The sequence below is a fragment of the Mucilaginibacter sp. SG564 genome (assembly GCF_013149275.1).
Classification (GTDB): domain Bacteria; phylum Bacteroidota; class Bacteroidia; order Sphingobacteriales; family Sphingobacteriaceae; genus Mucilaginibacter.
This window is the reverse complement of record NZ_JABGNA010000006.1, coordinates 38,716-60,699: the sequence shown is the minus strand read 5'-3', so window position 1 is coordinate 60,699 and position 21,984 is coordinate 38,716. Positions and strand designations below refer to the sequence as shown.

Sequence of the window (21,984 nt, the reverse complement as noted above, 5' to 3'; positions counted from 1 at the left end):
CCTATTGCCAATCCCGTTGTTTTTTTAGTGGCAAAACCTCAATTTTCTTTTAGAGAAAGAATTGTTAAATCAACATCTTTTTCAACCAGATCAAGATCATAAACTTTCAAGGCACTACGCAGATCTTCTAAAGCAATCCCGTCCAATACATCTGCCTTGAATTGAATATCGATATTGCCAGTGTACCACGTTTGATCTACAAAAGGTTTTTTGAGCCCGTATTCAATTAATCCAGTCAGCCGTTTAGAGAATTTGCTGAATGGCTGATTGATTAAAGAACGCGTTGGGCCATAGTCTTTACCTATCCTGTCTGCGTGGAAAAACGAATCAACGGGTTTATGCCCCAAGGTCTTTATTTTATCTATATTACTTGTTCTGATCAGGACAAAGCATCTTACCGGTCTTTTTTCAATACCGGCGTTTAAGTGAAACGCGCGGTTTAAATCCTCCTTCATTAGCTCATAAGGATTATACGGTTTGTCACTGGGAGTGGAAGATTGGTACCAATAAAGATTATTCTTCTGCCATACCTGTTCATCATAGCCGTGGAGGTTCTTAGGCTTGATGTATCTGCTTGAATCTTTGGTTTGAATAGCCGTTCTGCCTGGCCTGAAAAAACCATACTTCCCGCTTGTTAATCCTTCCCATGCTCTTTGATACAAAAACATAATGGTTCCGCCTTCAGAAAAACTTTGACCAATTTTAGATTTCTCTAACTTAAGGCCCAAATCCGTGCCCTTATAGACATAAGATGAGTATATTATATCATCGCTCCAGCGTTTATCAAACAAGGATTCAACGTAATTATTCTTTACAGCCTCAGGGACTTTCATTGCTTTATTGAAAAGAACGGCCTCAATATGGGATTGTGTAATTGGCACATCATCCAATAGCATCTTTCCATCTTTTCCTATCCAAACTATGTAAGGATTACCCTGGTGAGGAAAGATCTTTTGCAGTATGGTATCGCCTGTTATAAACGGCAAGGAAGGCAGGTAAACTTTTGAATGGCTTTTGAAAAACCGCCAGATAGAATCCCTGTTTAAGGGATTAACCGGAATGATCTGAATTTCACTGTTGAACATTTTTTGAAGTGAATCCAGCTTTGGAAATTCCTCAATGCATGGAATGCAAAACACGCCCCAAAAATCCAGTATGACCAGCTTACCGCGCAAGTCCGATAGTTTGATTTCTGTATTGCTGCTGTTAAATATGTCTTTGAATGTAAGATCGGGCACTTCGTCACCTACTGTTAAGGGCTTATTCTGCGCTTGCAAACCGGTCTTACTGAATAAAACGATCAGGATTATTAGATGTAACAGGACAATTGACTTTCTCATGGTGTTGAACTTTGGCTGACGTTATTAATAACCGGTGTTTTGTATCAGTTTAACATTGTAGGTTAACTGATCTAAAGGGAGGGGAAATAAAGCTGCATAAGGTTTCCAGTCAGGTTTTTCAGCCTCAAGAACGCTATCTATGGTTCCCCATCTTTTCATATCAAACCAGCGGTTACCCCACTCTGTAAAAAGCTCCAAACGCCTTTCCTTTTGTATCGCCAATACGCAATCTGCCTGTGACAAGGAAGTGGGATAAGCAGACAGACCAGCCCTGGCATGAATTATATTCAAATCATTAACCGCTCCTGGCAAATTGGTATTTTGCTGTGCCCTTGCTTCTGCGCGGATTAAATATTGTTCAGCAAGCCTGAAAACCACATTGTATTCAGTAATAGAAGTTGTGCTGCTATTTTTAAATTTATTGGGATAATAATAAGTCGTACCGCCAATATTGTTGCTACCCATCCAATTGGTTTTGCGCTTATCATTGGCATCAAACAAATTGAGTAAATAGGGATTTATGGCTAATGTCGGTTCCACATCAGATGATTCGGGGACAAAAGCGCTGGCCTCAGCCGAATTTGCGGCATTGTTTGCCGGTGCTATCTCCCAAATGGTTTCCCCACTATTGATCAGGAAAACAGCATTCAGATCAGGCAGAATACTATAAGTATTTGAATTGATGATAGCTGAAGACTCCGCCTCCGCATTAGCCCAATCTTTTTTAAATAAATATATCCGTGCCAATAATGCAGTGGCCGTTAGTTTATTGGGCCTTAGCTTACCTGTGCTTGGATATGTATTAGTAAGCAGCCCCTGCGCATCGGTCAGGTCAATAATCATTTGCTGATAAACCTGTGAAACCGGCGCTCTTCCGGCAATAGCATTTTGCGCATAATCAGGTGAGGTAATCAATGGAACATCGCCATACAGGTTAACCAAATAAAAATACATCAGCGCCCTGACCACTTTCATTTCCCCTTTTAACTGATCCTTAACTGACGAAGTAAGGCCGTTGCTTTTATCCAGTCCCTGTAGAATGGCATTAGTGCGGTATATGATGTTATAGGCTGTAGACCAGAAGTCACTGATGTTCCCATCATTTGACAGGATGTTATTATTGTAATATGGATCGTAAGTCGAGCTTGATGAGGTATTGTAGATCTCATCGGCAGTAAGCCCCGTGTAAATGCCGATGCCGCCATTGACAAAAGACGGGTTGCCTGATCGCATCTGCACATATACGCCGCTTACCGCAGAAAGGGCCGTATTGTCATTGGAAAAAATTGCATCTGTAGCTATTAGCTGTGGTGAGGGGCCAATGTCGACAAACTTTTTGCAGGCTGACATAGTCATGCCCAGCAGGAAAATGAGCAGCAGCTTTTTATAAAGGATTTTCATGTTGTAATGTTTAAAGGGTTAGTTGAATACCTGCGGTAACTGTTCTTAATGGAGGCAGTACAAAAAGGCTCTGGTTTTCAGGATCGGCACCAACGTAATTGGTCATCGTTAAAAGATTCTGTCCCTGGAAATAAACCCTGCAATTAGCTACATGTAGCTTTTTCAATAGTTGTTGCGGAATATTATAAGACAGCGCTACGTTTTTAAGGCGTATATAAGAAGCATCCGAATAGATCGCATTTGAACTTCGCAGGTACAGGTTAGAAGCTGTTAAAGCAGGGCCGCCGGCACTGGTATACTTTTGTATGTTAGCAATATCTCCGGGATTTTGCCAGCGGGATAAGACAATTACAGGTTGATTATAATACTTGTATCCCGGAACGGTTCCGGCAAGGTTCGACAGGTAATTAACGCCGTTTTGTTTTTTAAACTCGAAAAATATATCCAGCTGGAAATTTTGATAACTTACACTGTTCTGAAATCCACCATAAAATTTAGGGTCGGTGTTAACAAGCGTGTTCCTGTCTGCCTGATTATACTTTCCATCATTATTAACATCCTGGAACTGATAAACGCCGGTTTGCGGATCAACACCTAAATAGTGATAAACCAACCTGCTCGATACGGACTGGCCAATAATATAGGTACCGGCATAGGTTGAGCTTTCTAATCCCGGAAAAGCAAGTAGCTGATTTTTAGGTATGGTTAAATTAAATGAACTATTCCAGGTAAAGGCGTGTGAATTGATGTTTTTACTGCTTAACTGAAACTCCCAGCCTTTATTGACAATAGTGGCATTGAGATTCTCTAATATGGATGTAAAACCGGTTTGTGTCGGTAAAGTATAGTTAACAAGCTGGTTCTTTGAAAGCGATCTGAAATAAGCGGCAGACAATAATATCCGGTTATTTAAAAAACCTAAATCCAATGCAAGCTCAGCCTTTTTATTTTTCTCCCACTGAAAAGACGGATTATACAGCGAAGTCGGATTTAAACTGCTGACACTTTGATAGGTGTCCGACACCGGTGTCCAGGTATCCAGGAATTGATAATCGCCGATCTGATCATTACCTGTAATACCATAGCTTCCCCTGAGTTTCCCGAAACTGACGATGTTACTAAGTGTGCTTTTTATAAATTTTTCTTCTGAAAAAATCCAGGCCGCCCCTAACGCTGCAAAATTACTGAACCTGTTTTGTGGGCCAAACCGGCTCGAACCATCTCTTCTGCCACTTATATTTACGATATATTTATCCTGTAAATTATAATTGATCCTCCCATAGATTCCTTCATACCGATACTGGCTATAACTATTGCTGCTTTGCGTAATACCTGCCGCCGCGATGGAATTTAACAGCAGATAATTATTGTAATTTGTGGCGGCTACGGTCAGGCCGTTGCTGGATTGATCCTGCCATGTTCCCCCGATCAGGACATCCAATTTTCCAATACCGACTGTTTTTATGTACTGGGCTTGCGGCTCAATTATCCAGCTTTGGAATGTCCGGTTTGCAAAATTACTGTAAGGCAGTTGCAACGAATAGGGATTAATGGATGTACTTGGAAAAGCAGCAACCTCATTGCTGTTTACGGTATTATACCCCATGCTTACTTTTAGGAGAAGATCAGGCACGAAATGATATCCGATCATTAAATTGCTATTCAGGTTGTTAAATTTTCCTGTATAAGTCTGATACTGAAATGCAAGTGGGTTGGGGTTCAGGATACCGAGGCTTGAATAAGCTTTGCCTCCTTCTGCCCAGTTTAACTTCCCGTCAGGCGTATATAATTGCAGCATCGGGTTTGAGTTGATATAACTGCTCAGGTCAGTCGTTGTGAGGTTATTTTTATTGGTGGCATAACCGGCGGTGAAGGCAATGTTCAATTTATTATCAGTTGAGTGATGATTTAGGCTCAAGTGAAGAGAGCCCCGCGTATCGCCCAAATCAGTTGGGAATACGGTTGTTTCATGATGATAGCCCCCTCCGATAATAAATTGGGTATTAACATTCCCTCCTGATAAGGAAAGCTGTGCATCAGTCGTATGAGCAGTACCACCGATTAATAGTTTCTTAAAATCTGTATACCTGGTGGTATCCCAAAGGAGCAGGTCAGGCGCATTTGTTGTGGTTGGTGTAAGCCCGCTATTTTTGAACCCTTCCCGTCGCATTTGCAAATACTGCTGCGTATTCAGCATATCCATTGTCCGTGACACTCTACTAAAACCAGTGTAGGTATTAAAATTCAATTTTACTGAGCCTGGTTTGCCCTTTTTGGTGGTTATTAAGATTACTCCGTTAGCACCCCTGCTACCGTAGATAGCTGTTGCATCGGCATCTTTCAATATCTCGATGCTTTCTATATCAGCAGGATTAATTAATTGGAAAGGGCTCAGTCCAGTGCCGCTTGAAGAAGAACCGGCAGCAGATGAAATCTGGTTTAAAGCAGAATTACCGGTTACAAATGGAACACCATCAACAATGTAAAAAGGTTCTGAACCTTGTAAAAGTGAGCTTTGTCCGCGAATCTGAACCTTAAATCCTGCTCCGCTAACCCCGCTGCTTTGTGTGACAGATAATCCGGGTACGCGCCCTTCTAATGCTGCTAAAGGATTAGATACAGGTTGTTTTTCAATGTCGGCAGCTTTGACAGAAGATACATTACCAGTGCTTAGTCTTTTAGTCGTGGTTCCATAAGCAATTATTTGTACTTCATCCAATACCCCTGTATTGTTCTTTAAACGGATGTTGAATTGTTGTTTTTGAAGTTCGGATAGTCGTATTTCTATTAGTTGATAGCCTATGAAACTAATTACAACTATGTCATTTGTAGAGGCAGGGCCAATCGTATAAGTTCCGTCTACGGCTGTATTTACGACAATTGAGCCTCCTTTTAATTTAACGGTTGCTCCGGGAAGCGGGGTGCCCTGTTCATCAGTGACTTTTCCTGTGATGATTTTACCCGGTGGTTTGTTTATGGTTTGTCCTGCCGCCCTGAAAAAAAGGCAAAGCGTGGCCAGCACTATAAAAAGTATAGTTTTTTTCATGAAATTTCTTTAGTTGAGTTGATTAAAAGATTAGTCAGATAAGACTATGAAAAGGAAAACAGCAACCTGAAATTGACTATTAACTATTAAGTTGATCTTAGGTTGCCGTTTGTCCTGGTAACTCAATCCGGAGATTTGATGATGTTTTTAAACCTGTTTTTGAGAAATTGAGATCGAGTTTCTTGAAGAAATGAAAAGTGCACTAAATGACCGTCGCTGTAAATAGCAGTCCTTGCATAACCGAAATATGACAGTTTTAAACTCATTATTGATGGATAATGAGTCTCGATGTTTGAATAAGAATAGGCAGGGCCTAACAAACCACCGCTTCTTAGGTGACAGCCAAGAAAATGGATTTACAGTAAGGCCCATACCTATTCCTACGCGCAAATATATGCACTAAGCTGATATGGGCATTATTCTTACTGTCTCGCATTCTTGGCTGTCAATCTTTGAGCGACGAGACTCTTCAGTTAATGCCTCAAAAATGAGGAGGCAATCTATCTATTGTAATTAATCTATTTTACCATAATTTATTAATAATCAAACATAAATATAATTTGTAATTATTCCAAATTTGGAATAATTATTTCTAATTAAATGAGGTCATTTTGTTTTATGGGTGAACAATTCATAGACAAAAAGTCTTTAGAAAGTATAAGAGAAAGATTGTGGAATATTTGTGGCGAGAAAAAAATAGCATTAGAAGACATTCAAGATCGAACAGGGTTTAGCTATAGTCAAGTTTATCGAATAGTTAGAGGCAAAAATAATATGTCAGTTAGTGGATTGATTGCCGTTTGTAAGGCTCTTGAAGTTCAACCAACCGAAGTATTCAATTTTAAAGTTCAAATTCCCAAACACCCACCTACAAGGAAAAACTTCAACCTGTAGTTCCAAGCTTTAGGTTAATTAAAATATGTCATTATCGTGTATTAGTCCTCGCCTGCCTTTTCCTATGGCGATTTCTCCCATGTATAGCCTCGTCATCCACATCATCCTTGATGTCGACATGGATAGGACTGATAAAGTCGTCAAGAGGCTGATCTATGGTGGGGAAATATGGATGAATGCCCGGTGCTAAGTCTATACCGGGCTGATCTTCGGCAAGGCTGATGCCTGAGTGTGCGGCTTCTTCTTTCTGATTTTGGGTTTCCATCTGCACCCGCTCGGCCAAGCTGCCGTTTTTCTGCACATTGGCATAGGCCATTGTTTCTTTAAGTAGCCTGTCAAACTCAAATAATTCGTCAAACAACGTTTCACCACACTGCTTAAAAGCCACCCGATCAAATTGCCCCATCTTTTTAGAATGATCTTCATTCTTCCCTCTTGATGTATTCATCGGGCTAAGCTTGATTTTGTTAGCCGCATCTTTTCTGCTGACAATGACCTGTACATGCATTTGCTCACCCTCCTTGCGATCCCCGCGTTCTTTAATACCCCGCTTGACTGCAGGGTCATTGTGGGTGTAATAACGGTAGTTTTCCAGCTTTCCAAACCATATCAGATCTTCATGGCTGCTAATGCCCTCCCGTTTAAAATTCTGTGCGTAGGCATCCATTACCCTTACGGCAAATCCTTTCATTTGGGCTTTGGCACCATCCTCGCCGTATTGCTCTTTTAAAAAGGCGATCTCCTTTTGACTGGGGCTGATATTAAGCAGGAAGAATTTCGCATCGTCCTTACCCAGTTTGGCGATATTATTGTCTATTGTCCGCATAGCCACGTATGGATCTATTCTGACCTGTTGCCCATTGAACCAATACTCGGGTTCATCCTTATTATAAATCCGGTTCTCTTTTTCCAGGTAATGAACCAGGCCGCTGCTGCTGCCCTTGTTAGCCGCTTCTTTACTGTCGGTAATATTAATAAACATAAAGTCGATTCGTTATAATAACCTGATCTGCTCTTTCGTAATGGCGATCAGTTCATCTTTTTCCCTGCCAGATGTCATCATACCAAAAGCCTCCCTGGATTTGATATAACCATCCAGGATAAACAGGAACTGTTCTTTCAGGGTTTCCTTGCTTTTCATAACCTTCAAGATCGCATCCATTACGCGGGCTACTTCCCCGAAGGTTTTGGCATGGCTTTGCAGGTTATTTAACACATCCACATTATGCTTCAGCACTTCGGAATTAAAGCGGTCGATGATCTTCCGCTGTGATTGGGAAACCTTATCCACCTCTGTTTTGATAGGAATGAGGAGCATAGTTTCCTGCGCTTTAATAAAACCGATGTACTGCTGATGGTTCTTCATCAGCGCATTTTTTAGCAGTTCATCATTCAGGTCTATAGGATCTTTCTTGCTTTTATAAAAATAGTCCACCATCTGAATAAAAACCTGGCGCTTTGTCCGCCCCAGTTTAAGGGCGATCTTTTCAAACTTCTGGTCCACCACAATGGGGTATCGTACTGATCTTACGTTAATATCTTCCATCACTTCATTTCATTTGTTGGCATAAGGCTGTACAGACCTATATGCCTTTATATATTTATAAAGGATACTGCCAAGTATCCTGTTTTCTTCTTCTTTGCAGGTAAAAACGCGGTAAAGTATCCCCGGAGGATACGCAAAACCCCATTTGCAGCGCAAATGGCAAGCAAAGTAGGGCTCTGCCCAACTTCCGCTTGCTCCTTTTCTTACAAGAAGAAAAGGACGTTTTGACGGCTGCATATTCCAGTAAAAGATTATATTAAGGGTATTAAAGTTCTTTGGAGAAAGTGTTTTGCAATAAGGGCCGGAGTGTTCGTTGTATGACTTCATTTGGTAACATTATATCTAACTATCGTTATAACAGATTATCAGCCGATCTTACTATCGGGTTATCTCTGTAACATTATATCTCGCTATCACCCGATTTGCTATCACGCTTATCTTCCGGCCACCCAACCTGGCTACCTTTTATCGGGTGATATGATGGGTAATAATGGATGTACCCAAAAGTTTCCAGTTCCTTTATGCATTTATGATAAGTAGCGGTAGAAGCGATCCGGCTGTAGGACATGAGCATCCTGCGATTAACCGGAAAAGGATTATTATATCCGCTTCGTTGCCAGCAAACAAACAAAGCATTATATAGGCTTATATGGGTGGCAAGCAGATGCGGATTCTTCCCCATTTGCCGTACCCGCTCCGCATAAATCGCGATTTCCTTTGTTTTAACCACTGGTTTCAATGTTTACCCCCTTCCAGTACTTTATGAATGTCTTCCAGTTTGTAATACATCATACCGCCAATCTTGGTATAGCTAAGTGTGCCATTGATACGCAGGTTTTGCAAAGTACCAGTTGAAATATTTAATAGCTTTCTCACATCTTTACTCTTCAACCATTGCTTGCTTTGTGCTTTCCCCGGCTGAAGAATAATTTCTATTTTTTCCAGGAGTCTTTTCTCGAATGCTTCCAGATCCTCTTTTGTAACTAATTCATTTGATGTCATGGTATTAAATTAAAGTAATAATGCTCCCCGCCTTAACTTTATGAGGGTGGCGAACCACTAATCCGCAATTGATTGAATCGCAGTTGCTTCCGCATAAATCAAATATAAAACATTGTTTTGATAAAATAAAATATGTCAAAACAAATGTTTAATTTTGACCTGTTCAATCAGAAAGCAACTTCATTTGGTTTGCTTATTTTTGATTAAGCTTGATAAATAATCATCAGTTATTTAACAATAGCGAACACCAAAAGCAGCCAAATAGCATCAAAAAATATTTTAAAAAAAAGTGAATAAAATCAGTTACAAAACCTACCTGAATGACCGCCTGAAGCAGGTCGACTTTCACGGACAGCTTACATACCCTTTATATGTGCAGGTAACTTTTGAGCGGAAGACCATATTTTTTAAAAGCTATTATTTTGAACTGTTCTCCAAAGCCAGGTATAGACTGGAGTCGCCGGATGGGAGTGTTAAAGGGCCTGATATGGAACAGATCATCGAAAAGGAGAACGAAGTGATCCGGTTTGTCATTGATAAAATGAAGGACGGATTTTCATTGGAGGCATTTAAAAAAAATTATGCTTATCTCAGTAAGGATCTTTGTGATGTAACCGAATTCGATTTTATCACTTTCCTGTATCTATTCTTTGACAACAAAGAAATGCCACACATGGCGGAATTAATAAAATGGGGCACGTTGCATCTGGTGACTTATGATCTCATAATGGACTTCCAAATGATACTCAAGAAATCTCTATATAATGAGCTTATTGAACAAGCATTTGAAAAGGCGCCACCTTATCTGCAATTATACAGCTTTATGATGTATACCAAAAAATGGCCGATGCTTTGCCTCACAGCTATGGAATGGGATAATATGGAAACGATCAGGTCTTTTAAGGAATACGTGGAAGTACATTATCCGAAGTTAAAGTCTACTACTCTGATTGGACAGGTAAGTGCCTGGCCGAATTATCGAAGGAAGGCTTTGTAGATTTTCAAAGAAAAAATCACGAAACAAATGATGTGTCGACCTTGATATATGACGGGTACCGATGCAGGATAATAAATAGTTATCTATTGTTAATTAATCCGATTGAGTTCTGTGGATGAATTTTATCATCTATTTCACTGACTGCCTTGTGCTCATGCATTAACTGGTTATCAAGTTTTTTTTTGTGTACTTTCTATTTCAATAATAGTTAAGCTATAAATTCTACCAGGATGTTGGCTCTGTAATAAATGCCATTATTTGCTAATGTCAATTTGTTATAACATTCACAATCTAAAACCGTTAAAATAATGTTATTTTAAACGAGTAAAAATTATAACATTTGCAGATTATTTACGACATTGGCTAAAGCCTAACACTTACAATCAAACCCTAATGGCAAGAGCTGATCTATTATTGAAACTGGTTAAAGCCGGAAGTGTTGGAGATAAAAACCTCTTTACCAAAGTCGTGGAGTCTCTAATTGCAGAAGAGCGAAACAAGCAGCACCATATCGTTGCAGATCAGTTGGCAGATATTCTAAAAAATCAGCAATTTTCAAAAGATCAAAGCTCTAAAGTCGTCCCCAAAACGTTACTCGATGAAAAGCTGGAGAGTTTTCTTTTTAGAATTTATCCCAGTAAATCTCTTGATGATATTGTATTAAATAGGGAAAACCGGGGAGTTATTGACGAAATGGTTCAGGAGCATCATAGAAGCGACCTGCTTCGGTCATATAATTTAGAACCAAGAAATCGTGTTTTGTTAGCAGGCGCTCCTGGTAATGGCAAAACTTCATTAGCTGAAGGTATTGCTCAATCTCTTATGGTGCCGTTTTACGTAATCAGGTATGATGGTATAATTGGGAGTTACCTCGGTGAAACTGCGTCAAGACTAAAAGCCATGTTTGATTTTATCAGAACACAGGAATGTGTGCTGTTTTTTGATGAATTTGATGCCATTGGCAAAGAAAGAGGAGACACCCATGAAACGGGAGAGATCAAGCGTGTGGTAAGTTCACTGCTACTACAAATAGACCGTTTACCGAGTTATGTGGTAGTTGTTGCTGCAACGAATCATCCTGAACTATTGGATAGAGCGGTTTGGCGTCGTTTTCAAATTCGTATGGAACTTGAGAAGCCAGATCGGTTAATGATTGAAAACTGGCTTAAAAAATTTGAATCTCGTGTAAAATATAGCTTAGAGCATTCGCATAGAACTATATCGGGAAAATTGGAGGGTTTAAGTTTCTCTGAAATAGAGGAGTTTGTATTGGATATTCAACGGAAATATATATTGTCGCTTCCAGAAGTTGACGTTAAAAAAATAGTTGATGAATCCCTAAACCAAATATCCAATAAGTACCAACTGCGAAATGGCTAAAAAACCACTCCTTATCTTTCCACGGGCATCATCCGGTTCCCGTGACACTTTACAACCTTTTACCGGTAATATCATATACCCTGAAAAAGAAACCCAAGTTCAAAAATTTGAAAATCGAATTTCGGAATTAGACCGGGTACTTGAAAATCAAACCGCATACTTAGGGGCCAACCCGGCTAACCTGGTTGCAGAAATGATTTTGGTATTGGAAGTCGCTGGTGACCTAAAGGATTTTTTTAAAGCAGTTGTCGCTACTCCGGGCATGGAATTTTTGGGTGAATTACAGTCAGAAATTGACCCGGATGAAAATTTTTATACCGTAAATGGGGATGGTGAACGTGTAGATAAACGTTTTGGTGCAAGGTTATTTCTTACAATGACTAATCAAGCCGCGCTTAGGGAACTGCGAGCTTATTGGGAGAAATACAAGTTAAATAGGGATGAGCAAAATTTTGTTCATGGAACAAGTAAATTTAGAATCTTGTTTGACCGGTTAAAAGACCTGCGACCGTACAGCATTGCTGATCGTATTTACGATACCGGGCTGGAAAACTACTTGGACGATATGCGTCTGCTTGAGGTTGATCCCGTAAAATTTGAGATTGAGTTAGCGTTTAAAAACGATACCGCTAAAGATGCACGAGCTTACGAGGAAGTGAATATTCTGCTACAGCAAAATAATGGACGGATAATTGAAAACTCCCGTGTCGTCATACCCGAAATTGCTTATCATGCTTTTATTGCAGAAGCGCCTATTCGTAGTTTCGATGATTTGAGCGAAAACACAAATATTACTTTTTTAAAATCACAGCAAATCTTATTTTTTCGTCCTGTAGGGCAATCCATATTTGACCTGGCCGAAGAGCCTCAGCTTTTAGATTATAATAGCGAAGTAGCGGAAAGTCAGCCGGGATTAAATCCAATTGTCGCTTTGTTGGATGGCCTGCCGTTGGAAAATCATGCCTTATTGGTTGGAAAAATAAACGTCGACGACCCAGATGATTTTGCACGGAATTATTTAGCACAAAGTCGCGTTCATGGAACAGCGATGGCATCACTTATTATAAACGGCGATTTGAGCGAAGAATCAGCTCCTTTAAATCGGCCAATTTATGTAAGGCCTATACTGAAACCGATAGCAAATAACCAGTCAGGAGGTGAATTTTTACCGGATGATAAATTACCCATTGACCTTATACATCGGGCGGTAAGACGGATGTTTGAGGGTGAAGACGGCAACCCGCCAACAGCACCGCAAATAAAACTGATTAATTTTTCTATTGGCGATCCTTTTCGGCCTTTTCACCATAACATCAGTACCTGGGCAAAATTAATTGACTGGTTGTCCTATAAGTATAACGTGTTATTTATAATAAGTGCAGGCAATAAGGTCGATGACATTGTATTAGATATCCCGGAGGCCGATTTTGATCAGACAAGTGCGGCGGATGTGCAAACAGCCACGTTGAAAAAAATGATCGAAGGCAACTTTGACCGTAAAATTTTAACTCCGGCAGAGTCGATTAATTCCATAACTGTCGGCTCTTCGCATAATGATAGTCATGGGCCGTTTAATTTCCCGCAACGAAAAAGTCTGATTACAAGCCCCTTTCTGTTAAGTCCGATTAGCAGAATTGGATTTGGCTATAACAACTCCATAAAGCCGGAAATATTAATGGCTGGTGGCAGACACCTGTATAGAAAACATATACGACAGACAGATCCTGAAAAAACACATTTGAGAATTGAAACAGGAGAATCTATCGTGCACCCGCCCGGGAATTTAGCAGCGATGCCCGGTGCGCCGGGTGATATTCAGAAAGTTGGATATTTAACAGGAACCAGCAATGCTGCAGCATTAACTTCAAATCTTGGTGCAAAGCTTTATGAAATGTTGCTGGAGCTAAATGAAGAACTGCCCAACGATCAGAAAATACCGGAAAGATATTTTACCGTCATTCTTAAAGCATTGCTTGTACACGGATCGAGCTGGGGGGAAGCACAAGAAATAATCACACAGATCATTCGCACCTTGCCTGGGATTTCGCCGCAAACCGTCAAGAGAAATATATATCCCTATTTAGGTTATGGCACCGTTGACAGCGAAAAGATATTGTATTGCACCGACCATCGTGTTACATTAATTGGTTTTGGCGAGTTAACTACCCGTACTGGCCAGGATGCCCACACCTATTCTTTTCCGTTACCGCCTTCTTTGGGGACGGTGAATATTGACAAGAGGTTAGCTATTTCATTGGCCTGGATAAGCCCGTTGAACTTTAAAACTGCACAATACAGGAAAGCCCATTTATTTTTTGATAACCTGGAAAATAATGGGCATCTGGCACTTTCAAGAAATAGTCATGATTTTAAGTTGGGTCGCAAGGGCACCGTTCAACACGATGTACTGACGGGTGAATATGCGGATGTATTTCAAGACGGTGATACGATCAATATAAAAGTAAGTTGCAGAGAAGACGCTTCTGGGCTGTCAAGGCAGGAATCAATCAAATACGCCTTAACGGTTACGCTCGAAATTAGGGAAAATGTACATACCATGATCTATGAGGAAATTCAATTAAGGCTTCAACAACGTATTCGTGAAAGAATTTAAATCGGCTATTGATGGTATTTCATGAAGATGACATAAATTTTGAGCGGCTCGATTGGAAACAGTTCGAAGAATTGTGCTATGATTTATTGGTGAAATTTCAATTCCACTCGATGGCCTGGCGACAAGGTGGTTCTGATAATGGGAGGGATATCGAAGGCAAGCGCTACATAACAGATTCAATAGTTAGCCCTTATCAGGAAAAATGGTTTGTTGAATGTAAGCGCCATAGCGCTGGCTTGTCCTTAGATCAGGTTGTTGAAAAAATAAATTGGGCAAGGGTTGAGAGGGCCGATCACTTTTTATTAATAGTATCTTCATATGTGACTACACCCACCCGCGAATGGCTGGAAAAAGCACGGCAAACAGAATTTTTTAAAATTCATCTTATTGAAGGTAAGTTTCTTAAACAGCAGTTATTACTTTTTCCTGATATAATAATTAAATATTTTGCTGATGACCATGTGAGGTTAGTAAGGAATTTAATGATGCAATGGATTTCGCATGATATTTTGCCTACGGCGAAAGCTTTATATGATCTTCACAAAAATTTAGATTTTGGCCAGTTAGACTACCAAGAACTCGGCTTTATGTGGCATGCTTATGTGCATTCTGAAGAAGCTATAGAACAGTATTGTTCGGAGCAGGACTTGGAACCAATAACTTGGGATAGGCCTGTGCCTTTTGATTTTTTAATACCCTACCTTAAATTGGCTCAAAATTGGGAATATCCTGTTATGAAAGAGTCCGAAACAGAAAAATTCGGAATGATCAATGGGCTGGGTCAACAATGGATGGAACCGCAGGGTGATGATTTTTCATTTTCTAACATCCATTATGAATTGCCAAACAAGGAAAGAGTTCAGGTCTGCTTAATCAAAGAAAGTAAAATCCTTGAGGTACGAATTGGGGTTGGATTTCGACAACAATAAAGTAGTTTGCGAACTAAATGCATTAAGCGATTCTTCTCGATTTTTCTTCCCTAAATAAAATGCCCAAATCTCTTCTTAACTGCTTTCTAAAATCTTTTGTTCCCGCCGAAATCTTTTCAACCTGTTCTGGTGAGTAGGTGCCATTATTTGCAGGACTTTTCATAATCGCATCTCGGAGCACATAAAAACTTGTTAGAGCTTCGCTCGAAATAACTAAATTAACAACACCCTTTTTCCACTCAATCAACTCTTCTACGGCTGTCTTAATTTTGACAGGATCAAAATTACCTCCCTTTTCTTTAAAGATATTATCAGTAATTTCAAATGCTTTAGGATAGTGTACTAATCTTAAATCCAATAGTTTAGTAGTCAAATTGCGATCTAATGTTTTGTCAAATTGTCGCTGTTGGAATCTCTGATTTCTAAAAAATTGATATAGAGTAATGACAGAAATCACGAGCGAAGTCAAGGAGGCAATTAGCGATGGTGATAAAATATCCTTCACTATTTTAACGCTTTATTTATAGCCTGAATCAACTTTTTCCATTGTTCAGTTTCATCTGTTGCCAATTGGTTGCATCATTTGTTTTAGTCCATCTTACATAAGCCTTTGCCAATTTATATTTGGAAAAATCCCTGATTTCTTTGGCGAAAATGTCAACTATAGGTCTGCTTGGATTTGTGTCGGCAATTTTCTTTACGTCTTTTCCAAACTCTGCTTTCGCTACTTCGATAAGGGTTTTACGTAAGAGGTCTTCTATCTCCGGTTTAGCTACCCCTGTACAGTAATCTTTTGTTCTAAGGATGTTGCTATTGCCTAAAGTATGCACCAAGTTTTCCTGTTGTGCTGCTTGATCGCCCGCCGCATCAGAATCCAACAGAGCTGCGATTTTTAATTTATGAGAGTGTAAAATTGTAGCATAGTAAACTACTTTTCCTGCCGAATTTGCGAACACCAACGCTATTTTCTCATCTAGTTTTTCAATGTTATTTGCCCTTAACAAAGCAGCCGTTGCATCAAGATACCAATAGTCCGTTAACCCTTCTAGGATCAGGTTTTTCTGTTGAGTAAATAAGCTTTGGGCTAAATCGTAACCTAATGCTTCCTGTAGTGGAAGCAGGCCTGCCGGATCGCTTGAAGAGATTGTGGTATGAACTTTTGTACCCTCATCCCTATCTTTTAATTCTACTACTCTGACAATATCCAACTCATCAGGACCAACCAAGAAAGGAGAGTGTGTAGAATAAATCGTTTGATTTTTTTCAGCTAGCTTAGATATGGTTTGGCGGAAATCACGCTGCTTCAAGCCATGCAGACTCATACCTGGTTCATCAAGTAATAAAATCGCATTTTTATGCTTGTCCATCGCTTCTGCAAAGAACACTACATAAAATGATACCAGCCATTGGAAACCTTCTGACCGTTGATCCAATTCAATTTTAACCCCAATATCGTCCTCAACAACAACTTTTAAATATTGACCATCTGCATTTATGCTTAATTTATCTGCTTCAGGGCGATTTGGATTAGGATTCCAGATGTTTCTGATTTCTCTTGTTAACTTTATACTTGCAGCATCTAACTGATAAGATCTTTTATCCAAAATATCCCTATACGCTTTCAGTCCATCAAAGTCGTTCTTGTCCGGATCAGGGGTTTTCCCGATGTCTGACAATTCTCTTGGAGAGAACCCAAGCATTTTCAAAAGGCACAAATTTCCGTAGTCGTAATGTTTATCGTCGTCCAACAATTTACGCTCTACACGGTCTGCAAGATGCTCAAGATGGATTAAAGGTTTAACTTTAAAGTAATTATTAAAAAGTACTAAAACAGGCAAATTGGCGCTTAAAATATCCAATACATTATATTTGGTTTCATTAGATTCCATTTGAGCCAAAATCCGTGCATAACGATCTTCTTCAGTTTTGTTATTTTCATCGACACTTGTATAAACGCTTTCAAACCATTTGAACAGATCTGGAGTACCACGCTTGGATGGCGCATGATTATTTCCGTATTTGTCAGTAATAAGCTTCATCGAGTCCGTCATTTTTGTTGGGGATGATGTTGGCACAGCAATCATGTTTTGTGCATCTAGATGAGCCGCAAGTCTTGCTAAATCATTTTTAAAAGAAGGATAAAGTAACCATTCCGGCGCATTATTCAAATAATGATTAAACGAATTATCGAGATGCCGATACTTGACATAAGTGCAGTTCTGATATTCTTCAGGCACTAATTTTTTGTCGTTTTCGTCCAGTGTAAACCAACCTCTTACAACCTCAACCTTGGCAGCTGTCACTTGCTTGGTTGTTATATCATTGTATAAAGACCTTGGATAATCTCTAATTTCATCAAAACCATCTATATCATCAGGTTTATTTAACTGTTGAAGAGCTTTAAGCACAACGGTTTTTCCCGCCTCGTTAGGGCCAACCAAAATAGTTTTTAAACTCTCGATTTCAAATTCACCGGTGTCCTTTATACTTCTGTAATTTTGTATCCGGGCCTTGATTAATTTCATGCAATTCGGTTATAATTGGTTTATTTAATAAGAAAGGTTATTGAGATCCTAAATTACACAAAATACTTCAACAGTGTCAGTTATAATATTTCATCATTTTGTCGACGTCCTATGTACAACACCCAAAAATTGTCTAAAAAATTTGAGGCTGTTTTGCTATTCTTTTTGATTTGCTCCTGATGGCTCTCTGAGGTCGTGGCATAATTAAAACACTGCTCACCATGTTGTAGCGATTGCTGGATAATTCTTTGCTATTTTTTAATTTTAGTAGCTTTCCTTTTTGGCACTATTGGTAGTTGGGTCCGGTCAATATTAACCACCTGTGGACGAATTGATCTGACTAAGTCGTTTTTTTTAAATTTTCCTGATAAATGATTGGTTAGTGCATTACAAGTCCCACGGGTCTAAGAGTTCCTTAGTCTCGTCTTCCGAAAAACTGAATGGAAAGGTTTTTGGCCCGTCTGGAAAATCATTGCTCCGTACAATGAGTTCAATTTTTAGGTCTGCTGGCTTTGAAAAAATCAAGGTAATTTGACCGTTAAAGATATCCGTTTCTGTCCCTTTCTGTTTTACACGAAGGGCTGTATGAGTGCCTTTTTTGGGAGTAATTTCGTAGATAGAATAAGCCGCATGTTTTTTAAATTCTACATTCATATCCATGAACAAATGTGGGGGTAACATTTTTTCTGAATATTGAGTGTAAGCGAATAGGCTTTTATCACGCCTATCCTCGGCAATCTTACGTTCGACATCTTGTGTACAGTGAGCGCTAACACCACCGATATTATAAATTTGGGCCTCAACGTCTAGGTCGATAGAAGTATTTGATAAATTTGTCACATCAACTTGCAGATGTCTATACATAGTGCTTCTCAACTCTGAAGACTTGAATCCGCCCAGCGTTATTTTAAAATCTATTTCTTTGCTACGGTCTTTAGTGGCAAAGCGTTCAGAATATATTTTTTCAAAATCATCTCGTTTTAGTTCTCGTGTTGAAGTTCCTGTCCTAACAAACCCTGTACCGATTCGATACTGATTTCCTTTCGGCTGAGTGTCCTTATATTCTTTCTTGAATAAATATGGTCTTTTATTGTTGGTAAAGAGTCTGAAGTAAGCCAAACGATTTCCTTGGTGTATAATCTCTTTGTACTCAAAATTTATTTCAGGTTCTATATATTGATTTAAAAATTGTTGATATGATGCTTGGTCGTGCAATTCATCAATAGGTTTAAAACCAATTGCAATACCATTTTCTTCTTTAACTCCTATAATAATAAACTTATCCTCTTTACTAAGGAGGTTTGCAAATGCGCACATATCTTTTAAAAATTCACCCTTCTTACTATTGCCTTTTTCAACAGGATACTGCTCTAGCTTAAAATCTAATTTGGTGTTTTCACTTTCGTTTTCAATCAGATTGATAATGGTTTCTTTCATGACTTTTCTATTCCTAATAAATTTACAAATTTTCACCTAAGAATTACCTAGGCCTCCTGGTGATTGTACCCGGACGGAAAACTTTAGAATTGTCCGTTTGTACGCTGTTACAAAAAGGGTGGAGAGGCTATAATCGTCAAAGATTTTCCGGAGTAGGCAAAATTTAATGGGGTCACCCGCGTTCAGGTTTATGCAATTCGGTTTTCAGGTCTATTTCCACGTACTGTTGGAAGTTTGTTTCCGCCAGTTTGTCGAACAGTTCCAAGTATTCCTTTCGTATTTCATCATCCAGCGCCGGATTCTCCGCCACCAAACTGCGGTATTCAGCTGGCGCATCAAACATCTCCATCACCTCTCTATGTATAAAAGCCTGCGAACGATCACGCATGTCTTGTTGTACGCTGAACTTCAAAAATTCTTTCGGGTCTTTATCAGCAAGATACTGTTTCATTTTGATAGCCAATGAAGTCTCGAAACGCCATTTTTCATAATAAGCGCCTTTTTCATCAGCAGGAACACGATAATGCTCCCTGGCACCATAGAACAGCCATAGCGTATCTTCGCTAAGCCCGTGCCCACTATCGGCCATTTGCGTAAAATAAGAATATTGATGAACTGTCATTTCATTAAGCGATATTACAAAACCCTCGCCCTTTTTCTTAAGGTGGTAGAGCAGCTCATTTTCAAAAAGGAACGGCGCAATTGCAGTCCCGAATAGATGATCGATGAACCGTTTGTAGGCATCAACATCTTTTTTGTACAATTTATCGGTATTGTGGTTGTGGTAATTATAAATCTTATCGACCAGTGCTTCATAGTCAAAACTAAACTTGCTTTCCTTTTGCACGTAAGTCCGTCCGAAAGCAAATATCCAGCGAACGACCTGCTCAAAATGCCGCCTGTCCTTATTGATGTCTTCCTGCATTAATCTAACCATCAATTCCTTGTGCAGCCCGTGACTGGCGCAATAGTCCATATATTCCCGCATGTGTCCCGAAGCCAATGCCGCTTTAAAATCCTTATCGGAAAGGTCACGCTGGGACAACCTGTAGCGGAAATAAATCTCGAAGTATAACGGATAGGAGATCGAGCTCTTGGAATCGGGATGATGATAAAGGCTGCCCTTGAACAATGCCATGAACAGCCCATCTAAAAGCGACACCTCTTCAGGAGATAGCCAGCCTAGTTTTTCAATATGCATTTTAAACAAGGAAACCTCATCGGAACGCTTCGTCGATCCTTCGGCCTTCACCATCACCGGGGAATAATATTGCTGGTGGCTTGAACGCAAAGGTTGTTCGTAGAGAAAAACGTCATGCTGCACATAGAGCAGTTCGTATATAGCGGGAAACCGGAACTTGATCAGTTCCAATAGCACCAGACATTCAAAATCCACTTCTTCGCCGATCAGTTTGTAAATGATCTTGAACCCATTGATAAAACGCACTACATCTCGCCCCTGGCGTAACACACCGCTGTAGGCTTTTTCGTAGCGACTGCGGAAACCATTAGGGATCATGATATTTTCAAAGACCGCATAGTGTTCAGACGTTACCATTTCTTTCAGACGTTCCTGTAGGGTGACGAGTAGGTCATCTTCCTCACGCTTTGGCAAAGGTATTTCTAACTGAAAAATTTTGTCGAGATAATCCAAACTACCGGCATCATTCACGGTTTTGATCGCCCCCTGCACATAGCCCTTATCGTACCCGACAAGATAGAACACATTTGAAAAATTCGCGGTATTACGGATGAGTTTCAGTACCTCCATAATTTCAGCCGGGTGCAAACGGTCAAGATCATCGATCGTGATCACAATCTTGCGACCAGTCGAACTGATCATTTGGTTGATCCGCTGGTACTCACCGGAACTCTGGACAGAACCCTTGTTGCCCAAAAAGCCTATCCAGTTCAGTAATGAAAGCGAACGTGCATCAAAGCCCGCTAACCTGCGCCCATAGCTATAAATCAGCGCCGACACGCTCAAATCAACTTCGGCAACCTTGCTGGCCAACAAATCGAAAAACTCACGCCGTATGGTTTCCGGACTGCCCGCACTCCAGGGGTCAAAAGCAATCTTCAGCACGTCATTACGGCTCAATTCACCGTGTATCAAGTTTAAAAAAGAAGTCTTGCCACTGCCATATTCCCCAAGAATGCCTATTGCAAAAGACTTCTTGTTATGGGTCAACTTAACCAGTCGTGCAATTTCTTTAGCTGCAATACTTCGCCTGAAATGGTCATCCTCCACATCCGTAACCGCATTATCCTCTATAAAGCCTTCCTTGTTTGCTGTAGTACTATGATTGCTTTCTTCTTTTAAAACATAACTTAACGGCAATAACAGCAACAATGTAATAGCAAACAAATCCCAATAAACAAGTTCATCAAAAGTTGACAGTCTGTAAAACACCCAATAACTATTGGTGCGTTGCAACACATAAAAGACCAGGCCATACAAAACCAACCGATATAGAAAAATACGCGCCTGGCTTTTTGCTATCCAGTATGCCAACAACAGTAAAACGGCATACAGTACCAAGTCAGTCCATAAACTGGCTTCTACATCAGCGAACAAAGTCCTCACCAGTACTACATCTAGCAACCGGCTCACCGGTAACCGGAAAAAAAACAATAAAGCTGCAAACAGTAAGGCAACAAAGACAGGTAAAGTATAGCGGTTTAATTTCAAGCTCGGTTTTTTAGCTAAAGATAAAACATCCCTTCAACCTCATCATATAAAACTTTCAACATCAAGATACGACCCCAGGGGAATTTTTGTTATAGCGAATTAATGAAGGATAACTGAACATTATCAATTTAATAAGTGCTCGTAATCCTGGACCGCTATTAGCAGGAATGACTATTAGCAT

General features: G+C 39.8%; 16 protein-coding genes. 5 read left to right on the top strand and 11 right to left on the bottom strand.

From position 1 onward, the window contains the following. Positions 1-38: 38 nt before the first annotated feature. The 3 genes from FHW89_RS14800 to FHW89_RS14790 are packed head-to-tail and all read right to left on the bottom strand — an operon-like array spanning position 39 to position 5,787. On the bottom strand, positions 39-1,340 hold the full coding sequence (locus FHW89_RS14800; RefSeq protein WP_172335843.1) for a TlpA disulfide reductase family protein: 1,302 nt from the start codon (positions 1,338-1,340) through the stop codon (positions 39-41). Positions 1,341-1,364: 24 nt separating this feature from the next. Further along, positions 1,365-2,741: a RagB/SusD family nutrient uptake outer membrane protein gene (locus FHW89_RS14795; protein WP_172335842.1), complete on the bottom strand. Its 1,377-nt coding sequence runs from the start codon at positions 2,739-2,741 to the stop codon at positions 1,365-1,367. 10 nt (positions 2,742-2,751) lie between these two features. Then, a complete protein-coding gene (locus tag FHW89_RS14790) occupies positions 2,752-5,787 on the bottom strand; it encodes a SusC/RagA family TonB-linked outer membrane protein (RefSeq protein WP_172335841.1) in 3,036 nt (1,011 codons plus the stop codon). A 618-nt stretch (positions 5,788-6,405) separates the two neighbouring features. Between FHW89_RS14790 and FHW89_RS14785 the strand changes: the two genes are divergently transcribed. Continuing rightward, entirely contained in the window at positions 6,406-6,681 is a 276-nt protein-coding gene (locus tag FHW89_RS14785) for a helix-turn-helix transcriptional regulator (RefSeq protein ID WP_172335840.1), read from the top strand. Positions 6,682-6,712: 31 nt separating this feature from the next. Here the strand turns inward: FHW89_RS14785 and FHW89_RS14780 are convergent, their stop codons facing one another. The 4 genes from FHW89_RS14780 to FHW89_RS14765 all read right to left on the bottom strand — a co-directional run bounded on the left by FHW89_RS14780 (position 6,713) and on the right by FHW89_RS14765 (position 9,229). Beyond that, the gene (locus tag FHW89_RS14780; protein ID WP_172335839.1) at positions 6,713-7,663 is read right to left on the bottom strand and encodes a DUF5712 family protein; all 951 of its coding nucleotides are present in this window, start codon (positions 7,661-7,663) and stop codon (positions 6,713-6,715) included. Positions 7,664-7,675: 12 nt separating this feature from the next. Beyond that, positions 7,676-8,227: a BfmA/BtgA family mobilization protein gene (locus tag FHW89_RS14775; protein WP_172335838.1), complete on the bottom strand. Its 552-nt coding sequence runs from the start codon at positions 8,225-8,227 to the stop codon at positions 7,676-7,678. Between the two features lie 400 nt (positions 8,228-8,627). Then, positions 8,628-8,957 (bottom strand): hypothetical protein, encoded by a 330-nt coding sequence (locus tag FHW89_RS14770; RefSeq protein WP_371742458.1) that lies wholly within the window; start codon positions 8,955-8,957, stop codon positions 8,628-8,630. A gap of 5 nt (positions 8,958-8,962) precedes the next feature. Continuing rightward, positions 8,963-9,229 carry a helix-turn-helix domain-containing protein gene (locus tag FHW89_RS14765; protein WP_172335837.1) on the bottom strand — a complete coding sequence of 89 codons (267 nt, stop codon included), beginning with the start codon at positions 9,227-9,229 and terminating at the stop codon, positions 8,963-8,965. A 289-nt stretch (positions 9,230-9,518) separates the two neighbouring features. Between FHW89_RS14765 and FHW89_RS14760 the strand changes: the two genes are divergently transcribed. The 4 genes from FHW89_RS14760 (at position 9,519) to FHW89_RS14745 (ending at position 15,149) form a co-directional block, all read left to right on the top strand. Beyond that, a complete protein-coding gene (locus tag FHW89_RS14760) occupies positions 9,519-10,226 on the top strand; it encodes a hypothetical protein (RefSeq protein WP_172335836.1) in 708 nt (235 codons plus the stop codon). A 393-nt stretch (positions 10,227-10,619) separates the two neighbouring features. Then, positions 10,620-11,606 (top strand): AAA family ATPase, encoded by a 987-nt coding sequence (locus FHW89_RS14755; protein WP_172335835.1) that lies wholly within the window; start codon positions 10,620-10,622, stop codon positions 11,604-11,606. Next, positions 11,599-14,220, top strand: coding sequence for a S8 family peptidase (locus tag FHW89_RS14750; protein WP_172335834.1), 2,622 nt, complete (start codon positions 11,599-11,601; stop codon positions 14,218-14,220). The genes FHW89_RS14755 and FHW89_RS14750 overlap by 8 nt, the downstream gene beginning before the upstream one ends. Positions 14,221-14,231: 11 nt before the next feature. Continuing rightward, on the top strand, positions 14,232-15,149 hold the full coding sequence (locus FHW89_RS14745; RefSeq protein ID WP_172335833.1) for a restriction endonuclease: 918 nt from the start codon (positions 14,232-14,234) through the stop codon (positions 15,147-15,149). 22 nt (positions 15,150-15,171) lie between these two features. On the opposite strand, the gene FHW89_RS14740 is transcribed toward FHW89_RS14745, so the two are convergent. From FHW89_RS14740 to FHW89_RS14725, 4 genes are all read right to left on the bottom strand, one after another. Further along, complete coding sequence (locus FHW89_RS14740) at positions 15,172-15,522, bottom strand: hypothetical protein (RefSeq protein ID WP_172335832.1); 351 nt, start codon at positions 15,520-15,522, stop codon at positions 15,172-15,174. 160 nt (positions 15,523-15,682) lie between these two features. Then, positions 15,683-17,674 carry an AAA family ATPase gene (locus FHW89_RS14735; protein WP_216650579.1) on the bottom strand — a complete coding sequence of 664 codons (1,992 nt, stop codon included), beginning with the start codon at positions 17,672-17,674 and terminating at the stop codon, positions 15,683-15,685. A gap of 387 nt (positions 17,675-18,061) precedes the next feature. Further along, positions 18,062-19,111 (bottom strand): helix-turn-helix domain-containing protein, encoded by a 1,050-nt coding sequence (locus FHW89_RS14730; RefSeq protein ID WP_172335831.1) that lies wholly within the window; start codon positions 19,109-19,111, stop codon positions 18,062-18,064. A gap of 172 nt (positions 19,112-19,283) precedes the next feature. Further along, a complete protein-coding gene (locus FHW89_RS14725; RefSeq protein ID WP_172335830.1) occupies positions 19,284-21,803 on the bottom strand; it encodes a P-loop NTPase fold protein in 2,520 nt (839 codons plus the stop codon). Between the last annotated feature and the right edge of the window lie 181 nt (positions 21,804-21,984).

Bases quoted from the DNA above. Each gene is read 5' to 3' on its own strand.
- FHW89_RS14800 (WP_172335843.1), bottom strand. From the start codon at position 1,340: ATGAGAAAGTCAATTGTCCTGTTACATCTAATAATCCTGATCGTTTTA.
- FHW89_RS14795 (WP_172335842.1), bottom strand. From the start codon at position 2,741: ATGAAAATCCTTTATAAAAAGCTGCTGCTCATTTTCCTGCTGGGCATG.
- FHW89_RS14790 (WP_172335841.1), bottom strand. From the start codon at position 5,787: ATGAAAAAAACTATACTTTTTATAGTGCTGGCCACGCTTTGCCTTTTT.
- FHW89_RS14785 (WP_172335840.1), top strand. From the start codon at position 6,406: ATGGGTGAACAATTCATAGACAAAAAGTCTTTAGAAAGTATAAGAGAA.
- FHW89_RS14780 (WP_172335839.1), bottom strand. From the start codon at position 7,663: ATGTTTATTAATATTACCGACAGTAAAGAAGCGGCTAACAAGGGCAGC.
- FHW89_RS14775 (WP_172335838.1), bottom strand. From the start codon at position 8,227: ATGGAAGATATTAACGTAAGATCAGTACGATACCCCATTGTGGTGGAC.
- FHW89_RS14765 (WP_172335837.1), bottom strand. From the start codon at position 9,229: ATGACATCAAATGAATTAGTTACAAAAGAGGATCTGGAAGCATTCGAG.
- FHW89_RS14755 (WP_172335835.1), top strand. From the start codon at position 10,620: ATGGCAAGAGCTGATCTATTATTGAAACTGGTTAAAGCCGGAAGTGTT.
- FHW89_RS14750 (WP_172335834.1), top strand. From the start codon at position 11,599: ATGGCTAAAAAACCACTCCTTATCTTTCCACGGGCATCATCCGGTTCC.
- FHW89_RS14745 (WP_172335833.1), top strand. From the start codon at position 14,232: ATGGTATTTCATGAAGATGACATAAATTTTGAGCGGCTCGATTGGAAA.
- FHW89_RS14735 (WP_216650579.1), bottom strand. From the start codon at position 17,674: ATGAAATTAATCAAGGCCCGGATACAAAATTACAGAAGTATAAAGGAC.
- FHW89_RS14730 (WP_172335831.1), bottom strand. From the start codon at position 19,111: ATGAAAGAAACCATTATCAATCTGATTGAAAACGAAAGTGAAAACACC.